The following is a 20675-nucleotide window of genomic DNA, read 5'->3' as shown; positions in this document are numbered from 1 at the left end:
TCGCACATAGTTAGTGAAGTAACCCATATTCCCGGGGCAGCGCCGGCCGAATTGCCGGCGATCGCCGCTTCCGGCGTTGTGGGCTCGGAGAAAGAAGACAGATGAAGACCTTGCGAAGCGCGCGTTCTCTCGGGGTGCTGATGGCGTCGGCAGCGGTCGTCGCGACCGCGCTGGCCGGTTGCGCCGATGACAGCACCGGGGGTTCGACGACATCGGACGCGGCAGCGCCCCCGGAGTCCTTCCCCGGTGTCGTCGCGAGCAAGGCGCCGATCAAGATCGGTCTGATCAACAACGAGGGCGGACAGACCATCTCGCAGCCGGACAATCGTCTGGCCGCGAGCGCTGCGGCCGAGTACGCCAACCAGAACCTCGGCGGCATCGGCGGGCACCCGATCGAACTGGTGATCTGCAAGAACGCCGAGGAACCGACGTCGGCGCGCGACTGCGCCAATCAGATGGTCGAGAACAAGGTCTCGGCCGTGGTGGTGACCACGACCGGCCTCGGCGACATCCTGGTGCCGATCATCACCGGAGCCGGCATCCCGTACGTGTCCACCTCGGGCCAGAGCACGCAGGAGCTCACCGGCGACAACGCGTACATGTGGAGCGGTGGTTTCCCCGCGAGCCTCGCGTCGATGGCGTCCTATGCCGAGTCGAACGAGATGACGAACGTCACCGCGTACACGATCGATGTCCCGGCCGCGGTCAGCGGACTCCGTGCCTTCGGCGCGGCGGCCTTCCAGGCCGCCGGCGTCAACCTCGAGATCGTCGCGATCCCGCCGGGCACTCCCGACGCGACTCCGCAGGTGAGTGCGGGCCTGGCCGACGAACCCGAGGGCGTCATCGTCGTCGGCGAGGGAACCCTGTGCACGTCGGCACTGAAGTCGCTCGGCACCCTCGGATACGACGGCGCCAAGATGGCCATCCAGGGTTGCGCGACACCGGATGTGGTCGGCGCCGTCGGACCCAGCATCAACGGCACCAAGATCTTCACGGCCGCCGAGACCGTCGGCGATGACCCGGAGGCCGTCCTGTTCCGCAGCGTGATGAACAAATACAGCCCCGACGCCGACATCTCGGGTTACGCCTATGTGGGCTATCAGGGCGTCCTCGGACTCGTCCGGGCCACCACCTCCATCGACGCGGACACCTCGCCCGCGGCCATCGCGGCGGCGATCCGGTCGGCCGAGAACGTGGTGCTCCCGGCCGGCGGCGGATTGACCTTCACCTGCAACGGGACCGCGAATCCGATGCTGAAGGCAGTGTGCGGCAAGGGTTCCGTGGTCGCCACGATCGAAGACGGCGAGCTCGTCGACGCGAACGCCGTCGGCTGACGACCCGGGCCGAACCACTCGCTGTAGCCGAACGAGAGTCACGATCATGATGCAAGACATCCAGTTCCTGTTACTCGGCCTGGGAAACGGCGGAGTCTACGCCGCCCTGGCGTTGGCATTGGTGATGACGTACCGGAGTTCGGGTGTCGTCAACTTCGCCACCGGCGCGATCGCCCTGTACATCGCCTACACCTTCGCCTATCTGCGCAACGGCGAACTGCTCATCCCGATCCCAGGGCTGCCGAAGACAGTGGATCTCGGCGGGCCGCTGGGCCTGGTGCCGGCGATGGCCGTCTCCCTGGTCATCGCCGCCCTGCTCGGCGTGCTCCTGTACTTCGGTGTGTTCCGCCTGCTGCGTACGGCGCCGGCGACCGCGAAAGCCGTTGCGTCCATCGCCCTGATGCTGGCCATCCAGGCGCTGCTGGCGGCCCGCGTGGGTACCACGCCGGTGTCGGTGGACCCGATCCTGCCGACCGAGATCATCGAATTCGGCGGTCTGCGGATTCCGGCCGACAGGCTGGTGTTCGCCTGCATCATCGTGGCGATCACCATTGCGCTCGTCCTGGCCTTCCGGCTCACCCGCTTCGGGCTGGCGACGCGTGCCGCCGCCGAGTCCGAGACCGGCGCCCTGGTGACCGGTCTGTCCCCGGAACGCATCGCGTACGCCAACTGGGCACTCAGCACGATGATCGCCGGACTCTCCGGCATTCTCATCGCGCCGATCGTGCCGCTCATCCCGGTGTCGTACACACTGTTCATCGTGCCCGCCCTGGCTGCGGCGCTGGTGGGCAACTTCAGCTCGATCGGCCCGGCGGTCGCCGCGGGACTGGGCATCGGCGTGCTGCAATCGGAGATGACGCATCTGCAGTCGACCGTCGACTGGCTACCGCAGTCGGGCATGGCCGAGCTGATCCCGCTGGTGCTCATCCTGGTGTTCCTGGTGTTCCGCGGCAAACCGCTGCCCACTCGCGGCGCGATCATCCAGAACACTCTCGGCACCGCGCCCCGACCGCGTAACCTGCTGCTGACCACCGGGGTGTGGACGGCCATCGCACTGGCTTTCCTGCTCTTCACGCAGGGCAGTTACCGCGGCGCCATCATCATGACCTTCACGCTGGCGATCGTCGCGCTCTCGCAGGTCGTCGTGACCGGTTTCGCCGGTCAGACCTCGTTGGCACAGTTGACCCTCGGCGGTGTGGGCGCCTTCATGGTGAGCCGCTTCACCGTCGATCTGGGGGTCCCGTTCCCCATCGCGCCGATCCTCGCGGCCGTCGTGGCCACCGTGGTCGGCGTGGTCGTCGGGCTTCCGGCGCTGCGGGTCCGTGGACTCCCGGTCGCGGTCGTGACCCTGGGTCTCGCGGTGTTCCTCGAGTCATTCTGGTTCCGCAACAACAAGTTCAACGGCGGCATCGATGGCGCCGCGGTCGAGAACCCGACGCTGTTCGGCCTCGACCTCGGCATCGGCTCCGGCGACTCGTACCCGCGCATCGCGTTCGGGGTGGTGTGCCTGGTGGTGCTCGTCGCCACCGCGGTCGCGGTCGCCCTGTTGCGCAACAGCCGGTTGGGCGCCTCGATGCTCGCGGTGCGGGCCAACGAGCGCTCCGCCGCCGCGTCCGGCATCAACGTGTCACGAATCAAGTTGGTGGCGTTCGCCATCGGCGCTTTCATCGCCGGTCTGGGCGGCTCACTGATGGCCTACCAGCAGACCATGGCGGTCCCCGAGGCGTTCACCGCGATCGGCGGCATCGCGATGTTCGCGGTCTGCTACCTCGCCGGCATCACCTGTGTGTCCGGCGGGATTCTCGCCGGGGTGATGGGCGCGGGCGGCATCATGTTCATCTTCCTCGACCGGGTCGCCAACATCGGCGAGTACTACTCCGTCATCACCGGAATCCTCCTGGTGGTCACCGTCATCGTCAGTCCCGAAGGCATCATCTCCGACATCTACCGGCGCCTCGACGACCTGCGGTCGCGGTACGGGCGTACACGCCACGACCCGGCCGCAACGGAACTCGACGTCGCGCTCACCCCCGACGAGATCTACACGGGACGGGCCCGTCCGATCGGTGACCTCATCCTCTCCGCGCAGGGCGTGGGGGTCCGGTACGGCGGCGTCACCGCCCTCGACGGCGTGTCGTTCGACGTCCGCGACGGTGAGATCGTCGGCCTGATCGGTCCCAACGGCGCCGGCAAGACCACGTTCATCGACGCGATCAGCGGCTTCGCCGACGCGACTGGAACGGTGACGCTGGCGGGCACGAGCCTGGCCCGGATGCGCGCCCACCAGCGCAGCCGCGCCGGGTTGGGACGGACATTCCAAGGCATCGACCTGTACGACGATCTGTCGGTCCGGGAGAACGTATCCGTCGGGACGAACGCGTCGCTTCATCGTGACGATCGACCGCCACTCGACGACACCGGTTTGGCCCGGCTCTTCGAGGTCCTGCATCTCGAACAGGTCGCCGACCGGCCGGTGCGGGAGCTCTCTCAGGGACAACGTCAGCTCGTCTCCGTGGCGCGAGCACTCGCCGGACGTCCCCGGGTCGTGCTGCTCGACGAACCCGCCGCTGGACTCGACAGCGCGGAGAGCACGTGGCTGGGGCACCGGCTACGCGCCATCCGCGACGCCGGTACGACGATCGTCATGGTCGACCACGACATGGAACTCGTACTGGCGGTGTGTGACCGGATCGTCGTACTCGATCTCGGCAAGCGGATCGCGATCGGAACCCCCGACGAGATCCGGACCGACCCCGTGGTCACCCGCGCCTACCTGGGGGCCACGCACAGCGGACAGGAGCTGCCGGCATGACGACCACCGCACTGAGATGCCAGGACCTCGACGCCGGGTACGCCAAGGGACGTCCCTGTGTCCGCGGGTTCGATGTCGAGCTGCGCAGTGGCGAGATCCTCGCCCTGCTCGGCCCGAACGGCGCCGGGAAGACCACCGCGCTCCTCACCATCGCCGGCCTGCTCCCGAGCCTCGGCGGCACCGTCGAGGTGGCCGGCCGGCCGATCCGCTCGGGTCATGCGCGAACCGCCTCGAAGGCCGGGTTGGTACTCGTCCCCGACAACCGCGCGCTCTTCACCGCCCTGACCGTCGAAGAGAACCTCCGCCTAGCCGTCTCCTCGCGGCGGGCGTGGGCGACGGAGAAGGAACGCATCCTGACCTACTTTCCCGGGCTGGCCGAACGATTCCGGGTCGCCGCCGGCGCTTTGTCCGGCGGTGAACAGCAGATGTTGGCCATCGGGCGGGCACTCGCCCAGCATCCCCATGTCCTGCTCGTCGACGAGTTGAGCATGGGCCTGGCACCGGTGATCGTCGAACGACTACTACCCGTGATGCGTCAGGTGGCCGATGACACCGGCACCGCCGTCATCCTCGTCGAACAACACGTCGCGCTCGCCCTCGAGGTCGCCGACACCGCGCTGGTCCTCCGGCACGGCAACAACGTCCTCGAGGGGGACGCGGCCGAGTTGGCGCGCACACCTGAGCTCATCGAACGCGCATACCTCGGCGGTCACGACGATGACGCTGCCGACACCGAGGGCACGACAACGGTTCCGGACTCGACCGCTCCCTGAACCCGTTTCCGTCGACGACCACTCCCTTCCGGCGCAACCGCCATCGAGGCGCCCGGCCGGACCCAGACGTGCCGACAAACGGCACCCCGGTGAAAGGAACCACCACATGAGAACCGTCCGCCGCGTGACCGCCACGCGCCTGTTGGCCGCCGCCGCGGTGGCCGCCCTGTTGACCACGGTCGCCGCGTGCGGCGACGACACCGAATCCGCGAGCGGCGACACCAGCGCGTCGGCACCGTCAGACGCCTTTCCCGGCAAGGTCGCAACCGGCGAACCGGTACGGATCGGACTGATCAACAACGAAGGCGGGCAGGCGATCTCGCAGCCCGAGAACCGCGAGGCCGCCGAGGCCACCGTCGAATACGCGAACGAGAACCTGGGCGGCATCGCCGGGCGGCCGATCGAGCTGATCGTCTGCAAGAACGCCGAGGAGCCGACCTCGGCGCGCAACTGCGCCAATCAGATGGTCGAGGAGAAGGTCGCGGCGGTGGTGGTGACGAGCACCGGGCTCGGTAGCGTCATCACCCCGATCATCACCGGCGCCGGGATTCCCTACGTCACCGCGCTCGGCGGCAGCCAGGCCGAGATCATGGGCGACAACTCCTACGTGTGGACGGCCGGCTCCAACACCTCGCAGGCCATGGCGAACCACGCCAAGGAGCAGGGCATGAAATCCGTTGTCGCGTACTCGATCGACAGTCCGGCCTCGACCGGTTCGCTGGAGACCATCGGCGCCCCGGCCTTCGCGGCGGCGGGTATCGACTTCCGGGTCATCGCCATCCCCTTCGGCTCGCCGGACGCCACCCCTCAGGTCAGCGCCGGCCTCGACGCCGACCCCGACGGGGTCATGGTCTACGGCGAGTCCACGGTGTGTACCGCGGTCCTCAAGTCGCTGAACACCCTCGGCTCGACCGCCCAGATCATGACCCCGCAGACGTGTGCGGCGCCCGATGTGGTCGCGGCCGTCGGCGCATCCGGAATGGAGGACATGAAGGTCATCGGCGCCGCCGACACCGTGTCCGACGACCCGGAGAGCGTGCTCTTCCGGTCGGTGATGGAGAAGTACTCGCCTGACACCCCCACCGAGGGTTATGCGGTCACCGGGTATCAGGGAATGCTGGGCCTGATCCGTGCCACCGCAGGACTCACCGGTGAGGTCACCCCGGCCACGATCGGCGAGGCGATAAAGACGGCCACCGACGTCGTACTACCGGCAGGTGACGGAATCACGTTCACCTGCAACGGGCAGGCGGTGCCCGGGCTCAAGTCGCTGTGCAGCTCCACCCTGATCGTCCTGACGATGAAGGACGGCAAGCTCACCGACCCCACCAAGGTCAGTGTCCTGACGTCGTGACCTCGTGCCTGCGGGGCGCCGGTGACGCCGACGCACCGCAGGCATGTCGTCGCCTCGGTCGAACGCCCGACCACCACCGTGCACAAGTGAGCCCGCAACCACGAGCAGGCAGACGATGATGACCAGACGGACGACGATGACCAGGCAGGCGATGATGACCAGGCAGGTGACGCCGCGCACCCGAGCAGTCCTGCGATTCGCCGCGATCGTCGCCTGCACGACCGCGTTCGTCACGCTGGCACAAGAAGATTCCGAACCCGGCACCGCGATACCGACCGTCCACGTCGTCGTACCAAGCGACGCCAGCGACGGGTCGAACCACTGAACACTGTCGTGGGCGAGAGTCAGTCGCGATACCGGGCGGCGAGATCGCGCCCGATGATCTCCTTCATGATCTCGGTGGTGCCCCCGACGATCGTCTGGACCCGCGCGTCCGCGTAGGCACGCGAGATCGGGTATTCGTCCATGTATCCGTACCCGCCGTGCATCTGCAGGCACCCGTTGATGACCCGGTTCTGCAGTTCGGTGGTCCACCATTTGGCCTTGGCCCCCAGCGTGGCGTCGAACTGTCCGTCGTTGAGCGCCGCGATGCCCTGCTCGAGGAACGATCGGGTGATCTCGACCTCGGTGGTCATCTCCGCCAGCCGGAAGCGGGTGTTCTGGAAGTCGATGACCCGCTTACCGAATGCCTTTCGTTCGCTCGTGTAGCGGATCGTCCATTCCAGGGCCGCCTCGGCCGCCGTGAGTGCGCGCCACGCGATCGACAGCCGTTCGAGCGGCAATTGCGCGGTGAGATGGGCGAATCCCCGTCCTTCCTCGCCGACCAGGTTCTCCGCGGGCACACGTACGTCGGTGAACGAGATCTCCGCGGTGTCCTGCGCGTGCAATCCCAGTTTGCGGAGCTTCCGGCCGCGTGCGAAACCGCGGGCGGTCGTGGGGACCAGGATGAGCGAGAGCTGCGCCCGACCGTCCTTCTCGCCGGTTCGAGCTGCGGTCAGCACCACATCGGAGGAGAATCCACTGGTGATGAAGGTCTTGGCGCCGTTGATGACCCACTCGTCGCCGTCCCGCACCGCTGTCGTCTTCATACCCTTGAGGTCGCTGCCGATGGCGGGTTCGGACATGGCGATCGAGGTCACCACGTCGCCCTGCGACATCCCCGGCAGCCAGCGCTGCTTCTGCTCCTCGGTCCCGAGCTCGTTCAGGTACGAGCCGACGATGTCCTCGTTGATCGAGAACCCCGATGCCAGCGCGGCGGCGCCGACACGCGCGAGTTCCTCCTGGACCACGCACCGGAACCGATAGTCGGACACGCCGCCACCACCATGGTGCTCCGGGAACCGCAACCCCAGGATGCCGAGCGCTCCCGCGGACTTCCACACCTGGCGTCCGGTCTCGCGGGCCTCCTCCCACTCATCGAGGTGCGGGGCCACCTCGCGGGTGACGAACGCACGCATGATCTCTCGAAACGCATCGTGATCGGCGTCGTAGAACGGTGCGGGCACCGGAATCCCCTTTGTCGGTCGGCTGTGGTGTTTCCTGTTGTGTCGGCGCTGTCGTTCGTCGCCGCGGTTGTGAGAGCGGTCAGTCGATCAGTTCGTAGAGCGTGGCGTTCGCGGTGCCGCCGCCCTCGCAGATGGCCTGTAGCCCATACTTGATCCCGTTGTCCCGCATGTGGTGGACGAGTCGGGTGGTGAGGATCGCGCCCGAGGCCCCAAGTGGGTGGCCGACCGAGATGGCCCCGCCGAGCGGGTTGACCCGATCGGCAGACGCGCCGACCTCGACCTGCCACGCGAGCGGCACCGGCGCGAACGCCTCGTTGATTTCGATCGCCCCGACGTCGTCGATGGCGAGACCGGTTCGCGCCAGCAGTTTCTTGGTTGCCGGGATGGGTCCGGTGAGCATCATTACGGGGTCGTCCCCGACGACCGTCCCCGCGGCGATACGGACGATGGGCTGCAACCCGAGTTCCGCGGCCTTGGCCGACGTCATGATCACGACGCCGGCCGCACCGTCGGAGATCTGGGATGCGTTGCCGGCGTGGATGACACCCTCCTCACGGAAGGACGGTGTCAGACCCGCGAGCTTCTCGGGAGTGGTGCCGCGGCGGAGTCCTTCGTCGACATCGAGCGTCCCGTCGTCCCTCGCGACCGGGACCACTTGGGCATCGAAGGCACCGCTGTCGATCGCCGCGGCGGTGAGCTCATGGGACCGCGACGCATACTCGTCGAGGTCACGGCGCGAGAGCCCCCATCTCTGCGCGATGAGTTCGGCGCCGACCCCCTGGTCGAGACGGTCGGTGTCGTAGCGGTCGAGGACGGTCTGGCCGTAGGGAAATCCGGTTTGGCGAGCGGCACCGAGTGGCACCCGCGACATCGTCTCCACCCCGCCGGCCACGACGATCTCGTGGGCACCGGCGATCACGGCATGCGCCGCCGACTCGATGGCCTGTTGCCCCGAACCGCATGCCCGGTTGATCGTGACCGCCGGCACCGAGTCGGGCCATCCGGCGGCGAGCACCGCGAATCGGCCGATGTTGCTGGACTGGTCGCCGAGCTGGGTGACACACCCCCACATCACATCGTCGACGTCGACCGGGTCGATCCCGGTGCGGCTCATCAGTTCGCGGAGCACGAGGGCCGACAGATCCGCGGCGTGGACCCCCGCCAGTGAACCGTTGCGCTTGCCGATGGGTGTGCGGATCGCCTCGACGATGACGGCGTCTCGTGAAGTGTTCATGACCGAGAGGTCCTTTCCTGTGTCGTCGCCGCAGGGCGAGAGCGACGGACTCTCAACGGATCTCGATCGCGCGCTCGGGACATGCCGCGGCGGCCGCCCGGGCCTGGTTCTCGGCCCCCTCGGGCACGGTGATCTCGGCGTTGCGCGCATATCCGTCGTCGTCCAGATCGAAGAGTTCTGGTGACGTCGCGAAACACCGCGCGTGTCCCGCGCATTTGTCCAGGTCGACGGTGACGTCCATGATTCGCTCCTCGGAAGTGGATGTGGCAGGCGACTCAGGTGATCGCACCCGCGATTTTCAGGGCGATGAGTTTCTCGTCGTCGTATCCGAGTTCCCGCAGCACCTCGTCGGTGTGTTCGGCGAATTGCGGTGCCCGGGTGAGTTCGACGGGTGCGTTGTCGAACTTGACCGGGTTGGCCACGAGTTTGCGGGGGGCACCCTCGGCGTCGACGACGTCGGCTATTCGACCGTTCGCGAGGAGCGCCTCATCGGTGCCCACGTCCCATGAGTCCTGGACGACCGCCCACTGGCCGCGGATGTCCTTCAACGCGGCGCGCCAGTGGTCGAGCGGTTGCGCGGCGATGATGTCGGCGAAGATGTCCAGCGCCGCGGTGTAGTTCCGGGTGATGAGTTCGTCGGTGGCGAACCGCTCGTCGTCGACCAGATCGTCGTGCCCGATCGCTCGGCAGAACTCGGGCCAGTAGCGACGGGCCTGCAGCATGGACAGTTGCAGCCACCGGCCGTCGGACGTGCGGTAGGCGCCGCTGAGCGGGTTGCCCGCACTGGCCGATCGCTTGTCGGGCGACTGCGCGGGCAGCGCCTCACCGCGCATCAGTGCCATGTTGACGGTGAACTGGGTGGCCCACGCACCGACCGCCAAGAGCGACACGTCGATCTCGGAGGTCTGGCCGGTGGTGGCGCGTCCATACAGCGCGGCGGCGATCCCGCCGGCGATGGTCATCCCGCCGATGTTGTCCCCGTAGGCCCCGGCGGGCATGAAGCTGATCCGTTCGGCACCGGCCGGTGTGGTGCCGAACGCGCTACCGCCGCGCGCCCAGAACGCGGTGGAGTCGTACCCGCCCTTCTCCGAATCCGGTCCCTCCGTACCGAATCCACTGCCCGACACATACACGATGTCGGGATTGACGGCACGGATGTCCTCGACGGTGATGCCGAGTTTGCGGCGTGCGGCAGGCAGGAAGTTGGTCAGGAAGACATCGCTGTCGCGCACGAGGTCCTCGATGATCGGCCGCGCCTCGGGACGGTCGAGTGCGAGTCCGATACTGCGTTTGCCCCGATTGGGTCCTTCCATGATCGGCGCGAACGAGGAACCGCCGGCGTCGTAACCCAGTACCCGCACCAGGCCTCGCTGGGCATCACCCATCTCGGCGTGCTCGACCTTGACGATGTCGGCGCCCCAGTCGGCGAGAACGGCGCCCGCGGCAGGGACGAACGTGAACTGTGCAACCTCCAGGACGCGGATGCCTTCCATCGGGCGGTGCATGTCATCTCCTCAGGTCGGGACGGCGGGCCGGACGCGGTTGACGGTGGCCCGGGCGATGGGGGAAGTATTCACCGGGCCGGCCGCTCTCCGCGGGTGCGATTCCGGCGAGCGGGACCGCGCCCGGGTCGCGCTCGCCGCGCGCGAGCTCACGTGCCGGCGAGTTCCAGGATCGTCGCGTTGGCCTGTCCGCCGCCTTCGCACATCGTCTGCAGGCCGTAGCGAATACCGTTGCGCCGCATGTGGTGGAGGAGGTCGGTGAGGATGCGAGCGCCGGAGCCGCCGAGCGGATGGCCGAGCGCGATGGCGCCGCCGTTGGGATTGCACACCTTCTCGTCGACGCCGGTCTCACGCAACCAGGCCAGCGGTACCGTGGCGAACGCCTCGTTCACCTCGAACGCGCCGATGTCCGACAGGCTCAGACCCGAACGCGCCAGGACCTTCTCGGTCGCCGGAATGGGGCCGGTCAGCATGATGACCGGGTCGGCGCCGGTGACGACGGCGGTGTGTACCCGAGCGATCGGGGTCACGCCGTGCCGGGCCGCGGCCTCCTCGCTCATCACCAGCAGACCCGCCGAGCCGTCGGATATCTGGGACGCGTTACCGGCGGTGACCACGCCGTCCTCGCGGAAGACCGTCTTGAGCGTGGCGAGGGTCTCCGGGTCGGTTCCACGCCGGATGCCCTCGTCCCGCCCGACGGCGCCGACCGCGGTGGGCACCTCCACGATCTGCTCGTCGAACCAGCCCGCATCCTGGGCTGCCGCCGCGCGTTCGTGTGATCGCGAGGCGTAGCCGTCGACGTCGGCACGGGTCAGTCCCCACTTCTCGGCGATCATCTCCGCGCCCGTCCCCTGGTTGGGGATCACTCCGTCGTATCGATCGCGGTATGCCTGCGGGAACGGCGACTCGCCGATCGTGGTCGACGATCCCATCGGGACCCGGGACATGCTCTCGACACCGCCGGCGATCACGACGTCGTAGTGTCCGGCCTCCACCGAGGCCACCGCGAAGTTCAGCGCCTGCTGCGATGAACCGCATTGGCGGTCGACGGTGACCCCGGGGATGGACTCCGGCCACCCCGCGGTGAGCACCGCGGTCCGGGCGATGTCGATGGCCTGCTCGGACACCTGCTGAACACACCCCCAGATGACGTCGTCGACGGCCACCGGGTCGATCCCTGACCGATCCGCGAGCGCGGTGAGGACGGTGGCCGACAGGTCGGCCGGGTGTACCCCGGACAGCCCCCCGCGCCGGCGTCCGACCGGAGTGCGGACGGCTTCGACGATGACTGCGGACATGATGACTCCTTCTCGACCGGCGATTCCGGGATCGTCGGTGTGGGCGGTTGTTTCGGGCGGTGCGCGCCACCCGGCGGATCACGCGGTGGTCGACTCGGATTCGGCGACGAGCTCCAGCAACCGCCGCCGGTCGACCTTGAGGGACGGGCTGCGCGGCAGCGATTCGACGGTGTGGATGGAAACGGGCACCTCGTAGCCGGTCAGCTCGGTCCGGACGAACTCCTTGAGTTCGGCCTCGTCCGGAACGGATGCCCCCGGGACGAGTTCGACGACGGCGACCGGCACCTGCCCGAGCCGATCGTCGGGCTTCCCGAACACCGACGCGTCGAGCACCCCGCGGTGTTTACGCAGCGCATTGGCGACGACCTCGGGCTGGACCTTGAAACCGCCCCGGACGATCGCGTCGTCGGCGCGTCCGTCGATGAACAGGAAGCCGTCCGCGTCGATGTGTGCCAGGTCGCTGGTGCGGACCCATGCGTCGGTGCCCGAGCCGGTTTGTCCGGAGCAGACCTCCAGACGGCCCGACTCTCCGGTCGGGAGCACGCGGCCCTCGTCGTCGACGACCCGGAGCCCGACCCCCGGGAACGCCCGGCCCACGCTGCCCCGCTTGCGGGTCCACCATTCGGCGTGCATCGGTTTGGTCCAGCCCGCGACCGCACCCGAGAACTCCGTCGCGCCATAGACGATGAGCACGGGTATCCGGTATCTGTCGATGAACTCGTCCGCGAGGTCGGGGCTGACGAAGGTGGTGCCCGCGGTCACCGCACGCAGGCCGGCGAGCCGCTCGGCCGGCACGTCCTCGTTCAGGACAGACCTCATCGCGGCAGGTGGGAGGCTCGCGATCCGGGGGCGGTGTTCCTCGATGGCCCGCGTCCAACCGTCCACCGTGAATCGCGGCAGCAGCACGAACGGACGCGCCTCGGTCAATGACTGCAGGACACTCCACATCCCGCCGATGTGCACGATGGCCAGGGTCACCAGCGAGACCCGTCCGGTCAGGGGCGGCCGCGGCTCGCCGGCGGCCCCGGTGTGCCGGTGTACCGCAGACATGGCGGCGTCGAGTTGGCGCCATGTGAGGTGGATGCGTTTGGGCGGTCCGGTCGTACCGGAGGTGAGCATCTCGATGGCCACCGGCTCCGTCGCGTCCGTGGCGCGGCTCGTCGACACCTCACCACGGGAGCGCCGCGCCACGACACCGTCCGGCCCGGCGACGTCGAGCATGAAGCCGTCGATACCGAGCTCTTCTGCAGCGGAGGTGAATTCACTGTCCGACCACAGGTCGGCAGGCGCGAACACCGCATCCGGCGCGGAGGCGGTCAGGTCGGCCGCAAGCCTGGCCGGCGGTTGCATCGGGTTGAGCGTCGTCACCGTTCGACCGTGATGGAGGAGGGCGATCAATGCGGCAACGGACTCCATACGGTTGCCCAGTACGACGGCCACGCGCGCACCCTCGCCCTTCCCCGTCGTGTCGAGTGCGCCGTCGATCAGTTCGGTGACGGACCGGACCTCACCCCAGGTGTACCAGCGGTCTCCCTGCTGGATCATCGGTGCGTCATCCGGCGCCGACCACAGCCTGGCGAGGGCCTCTCTGATTACGGACAAACCGGCCTCCATGTCATCGGGAAATCCTCGAGCTGCACAGTGTGTGCGTGCGGTATCACCGGTGTCTCAACGCGGCAGGCCGAGACCGCGCTCGGCGATGATGTTGCGCATGATCTCCGAGCTCCCGCCCGCGATCGTGTATGCCCGGGCGTACAGGAACTCGTCCTGCCACCGCCCGTTGTCCACCGCCTCCGGGTCGCCGCCGACGAAGACCCCGGCCTCGCCGCTCAGCTCGAGCGCGAACGACGCGATGGCCACGCCCAGCTCACTGAACATCAGCTTCGTCATGGGCGCATCGGCGACGCGCGAACGCCCTCTCGACACCCGGGTCAGGCTCGCGTAGACCAGTGCCGACAGCGCCTCGACCTGCGCCGACAGCTCTCCGATCCGCTCCTGCACAGCCACGTCCTCGATCGCCGGACGACCGTGTCGTCGTATCCGACGCGCAAGATCAACCACGTCGGACATGTTGCGCTGCAATCGGATCGCGTTGTTGGCGACACCAGCGCGCTCGTGCGAGAGGCTCGAGTTGGCAATCGCCCAACCCTTGTTCGGTTCCCCGATCAGTGCGTCGGCACCGATCACGACGTCGTCGAGGAAGACCTCGTTGAAATCGGCGGTACCGGTCATCTCACGTAAGGGCCGGACGTCGACGCCGGGGAGTCGCATGTCGATCAGGAAGGCACTGATCCCCTTGTGCTTCGGCGCATCAGGGTCGGTGCGTGCAAGGAGGTAACCGTAGTCGGCCCACTGCCCGTTGGTCGTCCACACCTTCTGCCCGGTGATCCGGTAGCCGCCGGAGTCGAGCGGGACTGCCCTCGTGCGCAGGGATGCCAGATCGCTGCCCGCGCCCGGCTCGCTGAACAGCTGACAGAAGATCAGCTCGCCCGACCGGATGCCTTCGAGGTAGGCGCCGCGCTGCGTATCGGTGCCGTAGTCGATGAGCGCATGTGCCACCAGGTTGGCGGCGCCCTGCACCGGTGCCGGCGCACGGTGCCGAGCGATTTCCTCGGCCACGATGACATCGTGTTCGAAACGGTGGCCGGGCCCGTTCCCGCCGAACTCGACCGGCCAGTCACCGCCGAGGTGCCCGGCCGCGAAAAGCGCTCGCGTCCATTCCTTCAGGACGGCCAGTTCCTCCGCGTCCTCGGCGCTGCGTACCCCGGCTTTGGGGGTGACGGCCGGTGCGTGCTCACGGACGAACGCACGCACCTCCGCACGGAGTTCGGCGAGTTCCGCTGTCATCCCGTATTTCACGGTGATCCTTCACCGCCCCGGGTGGGTCGAGGCCAGGTCCGCGTCGGCGGTGTGCAGTCGCTCGACGACGTGTCGTCTGACGAGCTTGCCGGTTTCGGTCCGCGGGACCTGGTCCCAGAAGACGATCCGATCGGGGGTCTTGCTGCTGCGCAACGCCGTACGGACATGTGTGCGCAGTTCCTCCACGTCGGGCCGCGAGTCGCCCCGCGGAACGACCACCGCCTCGATCCGCTGACCCCATTCGTCATCGGGTACCCCCACCACGGCCACATCGAGCACATCGGGGTGCCGCAGCAACACGTCCTCGATCTCGGCGGGCGCGATGTTCTCGGCTCCGCGGATGATCGTGTCATCGGCGCGACCCTTCACGAACAGGAAGCCGTCGACGTCGAGGTGACCGGCGTCGCGGGTGTCGAAGAAGCCGCGGTCGTCGACGACTCGGCCCACCCCCGCGTACTCGGCCGAGACCTGTTCTCCCGCAATGCAGATACGACCGACTTCACCGGGCGGGAGTGCTGTGTCATCCGCCGCGCGGATCTCCACCACGACCCCCGGCAGCGGCCTGCCCACCGAGGCCAGACGCGCCCGGACGGCGGGATCGTCGCTCTCGAGGGCGTCGCGATGGTCCTGCGGGCCCAGGACGGTGACGGTGGACGAGGTCTCGGTCAGTCCATACGCGTTGACGAAGCCGACGTGGGGCCAGAGTTCCAGAGCGCGCTCGATCACCCGTGACGGCATCGGCGCACCGCCGTAGGCGAGGTTCCGCAGCGTCGGCACCTGCTTGTCCGCAGCAGAGTCGACGATCCGGGCCAGCATGGTCGGGACGACGAGGGCATTGGTGACACCTTCGTCCCGCACCGTTCGCAACCACTCGTCCGGGGCGAACTGTTCGAGCACCAGCGTGCGCCGGCCGGCATACAGGTTGGTGATCACATTCGCCACCGCGGCAATGTGATACGGCGGCACGCTCACCAATGCGGCATCGGTGTCGGCCGCCGAGGCGAACTCCACCGACCCGAAGACGTATGAGGTCAGATTCTCGTGACGCAACAGCACCCCCTTGGGTGCCGCGGTGGTGCCCGAGGTGTAGATGACCACGGCCGCGGCAGCCGAATCCGCTGCGGCGTAGGAATTCTCGCTACCTGGCGGCGGGTTCCGGTCGGCTCCTGCCCGTACATCGTCGAGCCACCGCTGCGGCGTCCGCGTCGAGAGGCCGGCACTCTCGAGGATGTGGACGTGCTCGGCGTCGGCGATGCCGAGAGCGTTCGGATGATTGGCGAGCAGCGCATCGAGCTGTTCGCGGCCCAGACGGTAGTTCACCGGGATGAGCGGGACCCCGGCATGTGCCGCGGCGAACATCGCGACCGGGAACGCCGGCCCGTTGACCGCGAGGTATACGACCGAGTCAGCCCCCTCCGCACGAATGCGGTCCGCCCCCGCCCGCGCCTGCGCACCGAGTTCACCGGCTGTCAGTCCGCCGTGCCGGGAGCCGACCACCACGCGGTCGGCGAAACCATCGGCGGCCATGTCCAACAACATCGAGAGGTTCATCGTTCCGTCCTTGCCAGGCGTGGTCCACAACGTGCGCTGCGCCGCGGGTGGCCCACACCCCGGGGCTTGCGAGTTAGCTGACTATGTCACATAGTTTAATAAGTTGTCACTTGGGACACAACCCACTGGGACACCGCAGCCGACACGACGAGGAGACACACCGTGGACATTGAGGGCAAGAAGGCGATCGTCGTCGGCGGAGCCTCCGGAATGGGCCGGGCCACCGCCGAAGCCCTCGCCCGCGGCGGGGCCCAAGTGGCGATCCTGGATCGCGAGAGCAGTGACGGCAAGGAGGTCGCGACCGGGATCCGGGGCGTCTTCACGCCCGTCGACATCACCGACTTCGACGCCGCGGAGGAGTCGCTGAGCGCGGCGGTGAGTGAGATCGGCGGCCTGCACATCGCGATCAACACCGCGGGCGGCGGACGGGTGGCCAAGACCTTCGGCCGAAGCGGCCCACACGATCTGGACCTGTTCCGCCAGGTCGTCGACCTCAATCTCGTGGCCACCTTCAACCTCAATCGCCTACAGGCGATGCACATGAGTGCCAACGACCCCGAGGACGACGAGCGCGGCGTCATCGTGAACACGTCGTCGCTCGCGGCGTTCGAAGGCCAGATCGGGCAGGTCGCCTATGCGGCCTCGAAAGCCGGGATCGCGGGAAGCGCACTCGTGATGGCACGGGATCTCGGACCGCTGGGTATCCGGGTCGTCGCGATCGCTCCCAGCCTGTTCTCCACCGGCGCGACGGCGTCGTTCACCGAGGAACAGGTGACACCCCTGGTCAAAGACGCGGCTTTTCCCAAGCGAATGGGCCGGCCGGCCGAGTACGCGAAGCTCGCACTCGCGATCGTCGACAACCCCATGCTCAACGGTCAGTGCCTGCGCCTCGACGCCGGGCAACGATTCGGACCCCGCTGAGGACCGACCCCCCGTTTCCGGTGGTCAGTCCAACAGATCGCGGACGAGCAGGTCCTCGCGATCGGCCATCACGAAGCGCCGCGCGGTGACCATGTGGTCCCGCCAGTGCGCGAACGCCGCGTCACCGTCGCGCGCCCGGAGCAGCTTGATGAATCGCCGCTGCGAGCGCACGAACAATCGGTAGTTCTCCTCGTGCCTCGCCCGGTCGGCGACCAATCGCTCCTCGGCGAACGCCACGTGGTTGCGTTCGAAGATCTCGTAGACCATCCCGGAGATGAGAGCGAGGGTCGCCACCCCGGACAGCTGAACCATTCTGAGGTGGAAATGCGCTGCGGCTCTTCCGAAATGGCCGGACGCGTACTCGGCCGGCACCACCTCGTCGACAATGCGCTCCAACTCGTCGACAGCGTCCTCGGCACCCTCTTCGGCCAGGATCCGTGCCGCGACGGGTTCGACCGCCTCGAGCGCGCGGTAGACGTCGGCGACCGTCGCGCCGGACAGTTCGAGCAGCAGCGAGGCCGGCCGCGCGACGATCTCCGGCCCGGGGATGCACACCTTGGCACCGGTGCGCGAACCGCGCCGCATCTCGACGAGCCGCTCGGCCTCGAGCACGCGGATGGCCTCCCGGATGGTGGGCCGGCTGACCGCGAAGAGCTCCATCAGCTCCGCCTCGGTGGGTAAACTGTCGCCCGCACCCAGCTCACCCCGCACGATCAGCGAACGCAGTTTGCGGGACACGAGTTCGGCGGTCTTGGGGGTACGGATCTGACGTTCGGCGTCGACTCGTGTCAGGAACACCGGCGCCATGGCATTGTCGGCCACGGCGGCACCTCCTCAAGTCATGGACGTTGACTTATTAAGATACCTCACCGACTGCGGGAGCCCCGCCAACCGGACGACCCGCAGGCGGCGTGGCGGCGACGATGCCTCAGCGCCGCAGCAGCATCGCGCCCGACGGGACGCCGCCGCCCGCGGTGACGACGGCCGTCCGGACGCTGTCGACCTGCCGGTCACCCGCCTGACCGCGCAACTGCAGCACCGCCTCGCGCACGAACCCGTAGCCATGCAGCCGCCCGGCCCCCAGCTGACCGCCGTGCGGATTGAGCGGGAGTCGGCCGTCCCGGCCGATCGCCTCACCATCCCCGATGAAGTCAGCGCCGGCGCCGAACTCGCAGAAGCCGAGCGCTTCCAGCCACGACAGCGCATTGAAGGTGAAGCCGTCGTAGAGAAGCGCGACGTCGACGTCCCCGGGTACCAGATCCGTACGAGACCACAGATGCGTCGACGGCCCCAGCGACTGCGGCAGGTGCGTGAGCGTCCCCTGGTCCCAGGACAGCGTCTCCATGATCTGGGTGCCGATCGCCTCGACGAACACCGGCGGGTGCGGACGGTCCGCGGCGGTGTCTGCAGCGGAGACGATCACGGCCACCGCACCGTCGACCGGGACATCGCAGTCGTACAGCCCGAAGGGTGTCGAGACGATCCGGGCCGACAGGTAATCGTCGAGGGTGATCGAGTCCCGGTACACGGCTTCGGGATTCGCCGCGGCGTTGGCGCGGGCGTTGACGGCGATGCGCCCCAGGACTTCCCGGTCACCGCCGTAGCGGGCGAAGTAGTGACTGGCACACATCGCGATCCAATTGGCGGCCGACATCGCGCCGAACGGTGCACGGCCCTCCATCATCCCGACGGCGCGCGCACCGGTCGGGTGCCAGTCGCCGGCGCGGATCATCGCGGTGTGACTGGACTCCCAGACGGTGCGATAGCAGAGCACGTGCCGGCACAGCCCGGCCGCGACCGCGAGCATGGCCGCCATGATCGAACCGTTCTGTCCGGGGAACTCCGCGCCCCCGCTGACCCACGTCGGGTGGATGCGCAGAACCTCCTCGACCGGCATCGTGCCGCCTTCGGTGAGCCCACCCCCGACGGCACCACCCGGGTAGGTCACGAGACCGTCGATGTCGTCGAAGGTGAGTCCGGCATCGGCGACCGCGGCGGTACACGCGTCGACGGTCAGCGACAGCGGGTCGACCATGAGTCGGCGACCGACGCGGGACTGGCCGACTCCGGTGAGAGCGACCTGGGACTCGAACTTGCGACCGGTCGGCATGGCCCGCAAGTACGATCGGTGCGCTTCGGGGCCGGGGATGTCATCGAAGACCCGCGATTTCTCCTGCGGCGCTTCGGGATCTATCTCGAAGACCGGTATCCAGACGTCCTCGGCCCCGTTCTCGAACCGCACCCGGACACGCGAGCCCACCTCGACCGCTTCCGGTTCGCATCCGATCACGTTGGTGGTCAGACGGACCGACGGATCCTCGTCGAGGGCGACGATCGCGACGACATATGGCGGCGGCATCTCCGGCAGCCACTGCTGGTGGTTGACCGTCACCGCCACCACGACCCCGCGACCGGACACCGGGTGGGATCCCATGTCGCGACTACGACAGTGCGGGCACATGGCCGGTTGTGGGTGCGCCCATCGTCGACACGCGCGGCAGTGACCGATGACCAACTCGCCTCGCTCACCGGACGCCCAGAACTCCGCGGTGCGGAGTGTGGGTTGCGGCAACGGTCTTCCGGTGAGACCGGCAGAGGACGGACGGGACACGGGGACTCCTTCGGCGCGATCGAGACTCGTCTCCACTCAACCAGCGCCCGCGACACCCGCCGAGTCCGATACCGGTGGCCGGAACGGCCCTCGGCGTGCACGCCTCAGTCGAGGAAATCCACGACCGCGGACGGGTCCTGGGTCGCGAACGTGAGTTTCGCCGACCCGCGCAGGTGGCGACGCCACGTCTGCTCGGCCCCCTCGGCATCGCGGGACCGCACCTTGTCGAGAAGCTCGGTGTAGTCGGCGATCACCTCGGGACCGATTGTCGGCGAACTCGGACGGTAGTTGACCGACCGCAGGTTGGACCGGTGGTGCGCCCGGATCATCGCCGACATCGCCTGCGCCTGGGCCGCGAGGGTGTTGTTCCCGCAGTGCCCGGTGACCAGGTCATGGAACTCCCTCGTCATCTCGACCCACTTGACGAAGCGGCCGTCGGACTCGAAACCGGCATCGACGACGGTACGCAGTCCCGTCAGGCATTCGTCGAGGTCGATGAGCGCCTGCTCGGTGCGTCGGCCGGCGAGCAGGCGTGCACAGATGGGCTCGAACTCGGCGCGCGCCTCCAGCAGGTCGGCGAGTGTGGTCCGTCGGATCTGCAGGTAATACCCGATCTGCCGCGAGGCGGCACCGAGGTCGGGCACCTGGACGCGGGGACCGCCTCGAGCCCCCGTGGTGACCACCAGCAGTCCCTCGCTCTCCAACACCCGGTACGCCTCCCGCAGCGTCGGGCGGGAGACCCCGTATTCGGCGAGCAGCTCCTTCTCGGGTTTGAGCAGCGTCCCGGGTTCGATCTCACCGCGGACGATCTGTCCGCGGATGCGCTGAGCGATCTGCTCGGCGGCCTTCGGGATCCGCAGGATGGGATCGCCGCTCAGGGACTGTCGGACCCGATCCGATTCGGTGGACACAGACCCGATC

The 20675-nt window shown here is 68.1% G+C and carries 17 protein-coding genes; 6 read left to right on the top strand and 11 right to left on the bottom strand.

The window, feature by feature from the left end; translation table 11 throughout:
* The first annotated feature begins 101 nt into the window (after positions 1 to 101).
* The 5 genes from ACFVHY_RS01800 (at position 102) to ACFVHY_RS01780 (ending at position 6598) form a co-directional block, all read left to right on the top strand.
* Positions 102 to 1334, top strand: a complete 1233-nt coding sequence (locus ACFVHY_RS01800) for an ABC transporter substrate-binding protein (RefSeq protein WP_390267594.1) — start codon at positions 102 to 104, stop codon at positions 1332 to 1334.
* A 46-nt stretch (positions 1335 to 1380) separates the two neighbouring features.
* Positions 1381 to 4146, top strand: a complete 2766-nt coding sequence (locus ACFVHY_RS01795) for an ATP-binding cassette domain-containing protein (RefSeq protein ID WP_390267591.1) — start codon at positions 1381 to 1383, stop codon at positions 4144 to 4146.
* Positions 4143 to 4919 (top strand): ABC transporter ATP-binding protein, encoded by a 777-nt coding sequence (locus ACFVHY_RS01790; RefSeq protein ID WP_390267588.1) that lies wholly within the window; start codon positions 4143 to 4145, stop codon positions 4917 to 4919. The genes ACFVHY_RS01795 and ACFVHY_RS01790 overlap by 4 nt, the downstream gene beginning before the upstream one ends.
* 106 nt (positions 4920 to 5025) lie before the next feature.
* The gene (locus ACFVHY_RS01785) at positions 5026 to 6273 is read left to right on the top strand and encodes an ABC transporter substrate-binding protein (protein WP_390267585.1); all 1248 of its coding nucleotides are present in this window, start codon (positions 5026 to 5028) and stop codon (positions 6271 to 6273) included.
* Positions 6274 to 6388: 115 nt separating this feature from the next.
* Complete coding sequence (locus ACFVHY_RS01780; protein ID WP_390267581.1) at positions 6389 to 6598, top strand: hypothetical protein; 210 nt, start codon at positions 6389 to 6391, stop codon at positions 6596 to 6598.
* Between the two features lie 19 nt (positions 6599 to 6617).
* Here the strand turns inward: ACFVHY_RS01780 and ACFVHY_RS01775 are convergent, their stop codons facing one another.
* The 8 genes from ACFVHY_RS01775 to ACFVHY_RS01740 all read right to left on the bottom strand — a co-directional run bounded on the left by ACFVHY_RS01775 (position 6618) and on the right by ACFVHY_RS01740 (position 16222).
* Positions 6618 to 7778, bottom strand: coding sequence for an acyl-CoA dehydrogenase family protein (locus ACFVHY_RS01775; RefSeq protein WP_390267578.1), 1161 nt, complete (start codon positions 7776 to 7778; stop codon positions 6618 to 6620).
* Positions 7779 to 7857: 79 nt separating this feature from the next.
* Positions 7858 to 9012 (bottom strand): thiolase family protein, encoded by a 1155-nt coding sequence (locus ACFVHY_RS01770; RefSeq protein WP_390267575.1) that lies wholly within the window; start codon positions 9010 to 9012, stop codon positions 7858 to 7860.
* Positions 9013 to 9064: 52 nt separating this feature from the next.
* Positions 9065 to 9253, bottom strand: a complete 189-nt coding sequence (locus ACFVHY_RS01765) for a ferredoxin (protein WP_390267572.1) — start codon at positions 9251 to 9253, stop codon at positions 9065 to 9067.
* 34 nt (positions 9254 to 9287) lie between these two features.
* Positions 9288 to 10517 (bottom strand): CaiB/BaiF CoA transferase family protein, encoded by a 1230-nt coding sequence (locus ACFVHY_RS01760; RefSeq protein ID WP_390267569.1) that lies wholly within the window; start codon positions 10515 to 10517, stop codon positions 9288 to 9290.
* Between the two features lie 146 nt (positions 10518 to 10663).
* On the bottom strand, positions 10664 to 11815 hold the full coding sequence (locus ACFVHY_RS01755) for a thiolase family protein (protein ID WP_390268792.1): 1152 nt from the start codon (positions 11813 to 11815) through the stop codon (positions 10664 to 10666).
* A 75-nt stretch (positions 11816 to 11890) separates the two neighbouring features.
* The gene (locus ACFVHY_RS01750; protein WP_390267566.1) at positions 11891 to 13414 is read right to left on the bottom strand and encodes a class I adenylate-forming enzyme family protein; all 1524 of its coding nucleotides are present in this window, start codon (positions 13412 to 13414) and stop codon (positions 11891 to 11893) included.
* A 66-nt stretch (positions 13415 to 13480) separates the two neighbouring features.
* Positions 13481 to 14671, bottom strand: coding sequence for an acyl-CoA dehydrogenase family protein (locus tag ACFVHY_RS01745; protein WP_390267563.1), 1191 nt, complete (start codon positions 14669 to 14671; stop codon positions 13481 to 13483).
* A 9-nt stretch (positions 14672 to 14680) separates the two neighbouring features.
* Positions 14681 to 16222 (bottom strand): class I adenylate-forming enzyme family protein, encoded by a 1542-nt coding sequence (locus tag ACFVHY_RS01740; protein WP_390267560.1) that lies wholly within the window; start codon positions 16220 to 16222, stop codon positions 14681 to 14683.
* Between the two features lie 162 nt (positions 16223 to 16384).
* Between ACFVHY_RS01740 and ACFVHY_RS01735 the strand changes: the two genes are divergently transcribed.
* Positions 16385 to 17143 carry an SDR family NAD(P)-dependent oxidoreductase gene (locus ACFVHY_RS01735; protein WP_390267557.1) on the top strand — a complete coding sequence of 253 codons (759 nt, stop codon included), beginning with the start codon at positions 16385 to 16387 and terminating at the stop codon, positions 17141 to 17143.
* 24 nt (positions 17144 to 17167) lie between these two features.
* Here the strand turns inward: ACFVHY_RS01735 and ACFVHY_RS01730 are convergent, their stop codons facing one another.
* The 3 genes from ACFVHY_RS01730 to ACFVHY_RS01720 form a co-directional block, all read right to left on the bottom strand.
* The gene (locus tag ACFVHY_RS01730) at positions 17168 to 17965 is read right to left on the bottom strand and encodes a FadR/GntR family transcriptional regulator (protein WP_390267554.1); all 798 of its coding nucleotides are present in this window, start codon (positions 17963 to 17965) and stop codon (positions 17168 to 17170) included.
* A gap of 106 nt (positions 17966 to 18071) precedes the next feature.
* On the bottom strand, positions 18072 to 19754 hold the full coding sequence (locus tag ACFVHY_RS01725) for an OB-fold domain-containing protein (RefSeq protein WP_390267551.1): 1683 nt from the start codon (positions 19752 to 19754) through the stop codon (positions 18072 to 18074).
* A 104-nt stretch (positions 19755 to 19858) separates the two neighbouring features.
* Positions 19859 to 20665 (bottom strand): FadR/GntR family transcriptional regulator, encoded by an 807-nt coding sequence (locus ACFVHY_RS01720; protein ID WP_390267548.1) that lies wholly within the window; start codon positions 20663 to 20665, stop codon positions 19859 to 19861.
* Positions 20666 to 20675 lie beyond the last annotated feature (10 nt).

Source organism: Gordonia sp. NPDC127522, assembly GCF_042672305.1.
Lineage (GTDB): Bacteria > Actinomycetota > Actinomycetes > Mycobacteriales > Mycobacteriaceae > Gordonia > Gordonia hongkongensis.
The sequence above is the reverse complement of the archived record's forward strand: the minus strand, read 5'-3'. Positions and strand labels throughout refer to the sequence as shown.

Excerpts from the sequence above, each read along its gene's own strand:
- ACFVHY_RS01800 (WP_390267594.1), top strand. The coding sequence starts at position 102 with ATGAAGACCTTGCGAAGCGCGCGTTCTCTCGGGGTGCTGATGGCGTCG.
- ACFVHY_RS01795 (WP_390267591.1), top strand. The coding sequence starts at position 1,381 with ATGATGCAAGACATCCAGTTCCTGTTACTCGGCCTGGGAAACGGCGGA.
- ACFVHY_RS01790 (WP_390267588.1), top strand. The coding sequence starts at position 4,143 with ATGACGACCACCGCACTGAGATGCCAGGACCTCGACGCCGGGTACGCC.
- ACFVHY_RS01785 (WP_390267585.1), top strand. The coding sequence starts at position 5,026 with ATGAGAACCGTCCGCCGCGTGACCGCCACGCGCCTGTTGGCCGCCGCC.
- ACFVHY_RS01780 (WP_390267581.1), top strand. The coding sequence starts at position 6,389 with ATGATGACCAGACGGACGACGATGACCAGGCAGGCGATGATGACCAGG.
- ACFVHY_RS01770 (WP_390267575.1), bottom strand. The coding sequence starts at position 9,012 with ATGAACACTTCACGAGACGCCGTCATCGTCGAGGCGATCCGCACACCC.
- ACFVHY_RS01765 (WP_390267572.1), bottom strand. The coding sequence starts at position 9,253 with ATGGACGTCACCGTCGACCTGGACAAATGCGCGGGACACGCGCGGTGT.
- ACFVHY_RS01760 (WP_390267569.1), bottom strand. The coding sequence starts at position 10,517 with ATGCACCGCCCGATGGAAGGCATCCGCGTCCTGGAGGTTGCACAGTTC.
- ACFVHY_RS01740 (WP_390267560.1), bottom strand. The coding sequence starts at position 16,222 with ATGAACCTCTCGATGTTGTTGGACATGGCCGCCGATGGTTTCGCCGAC.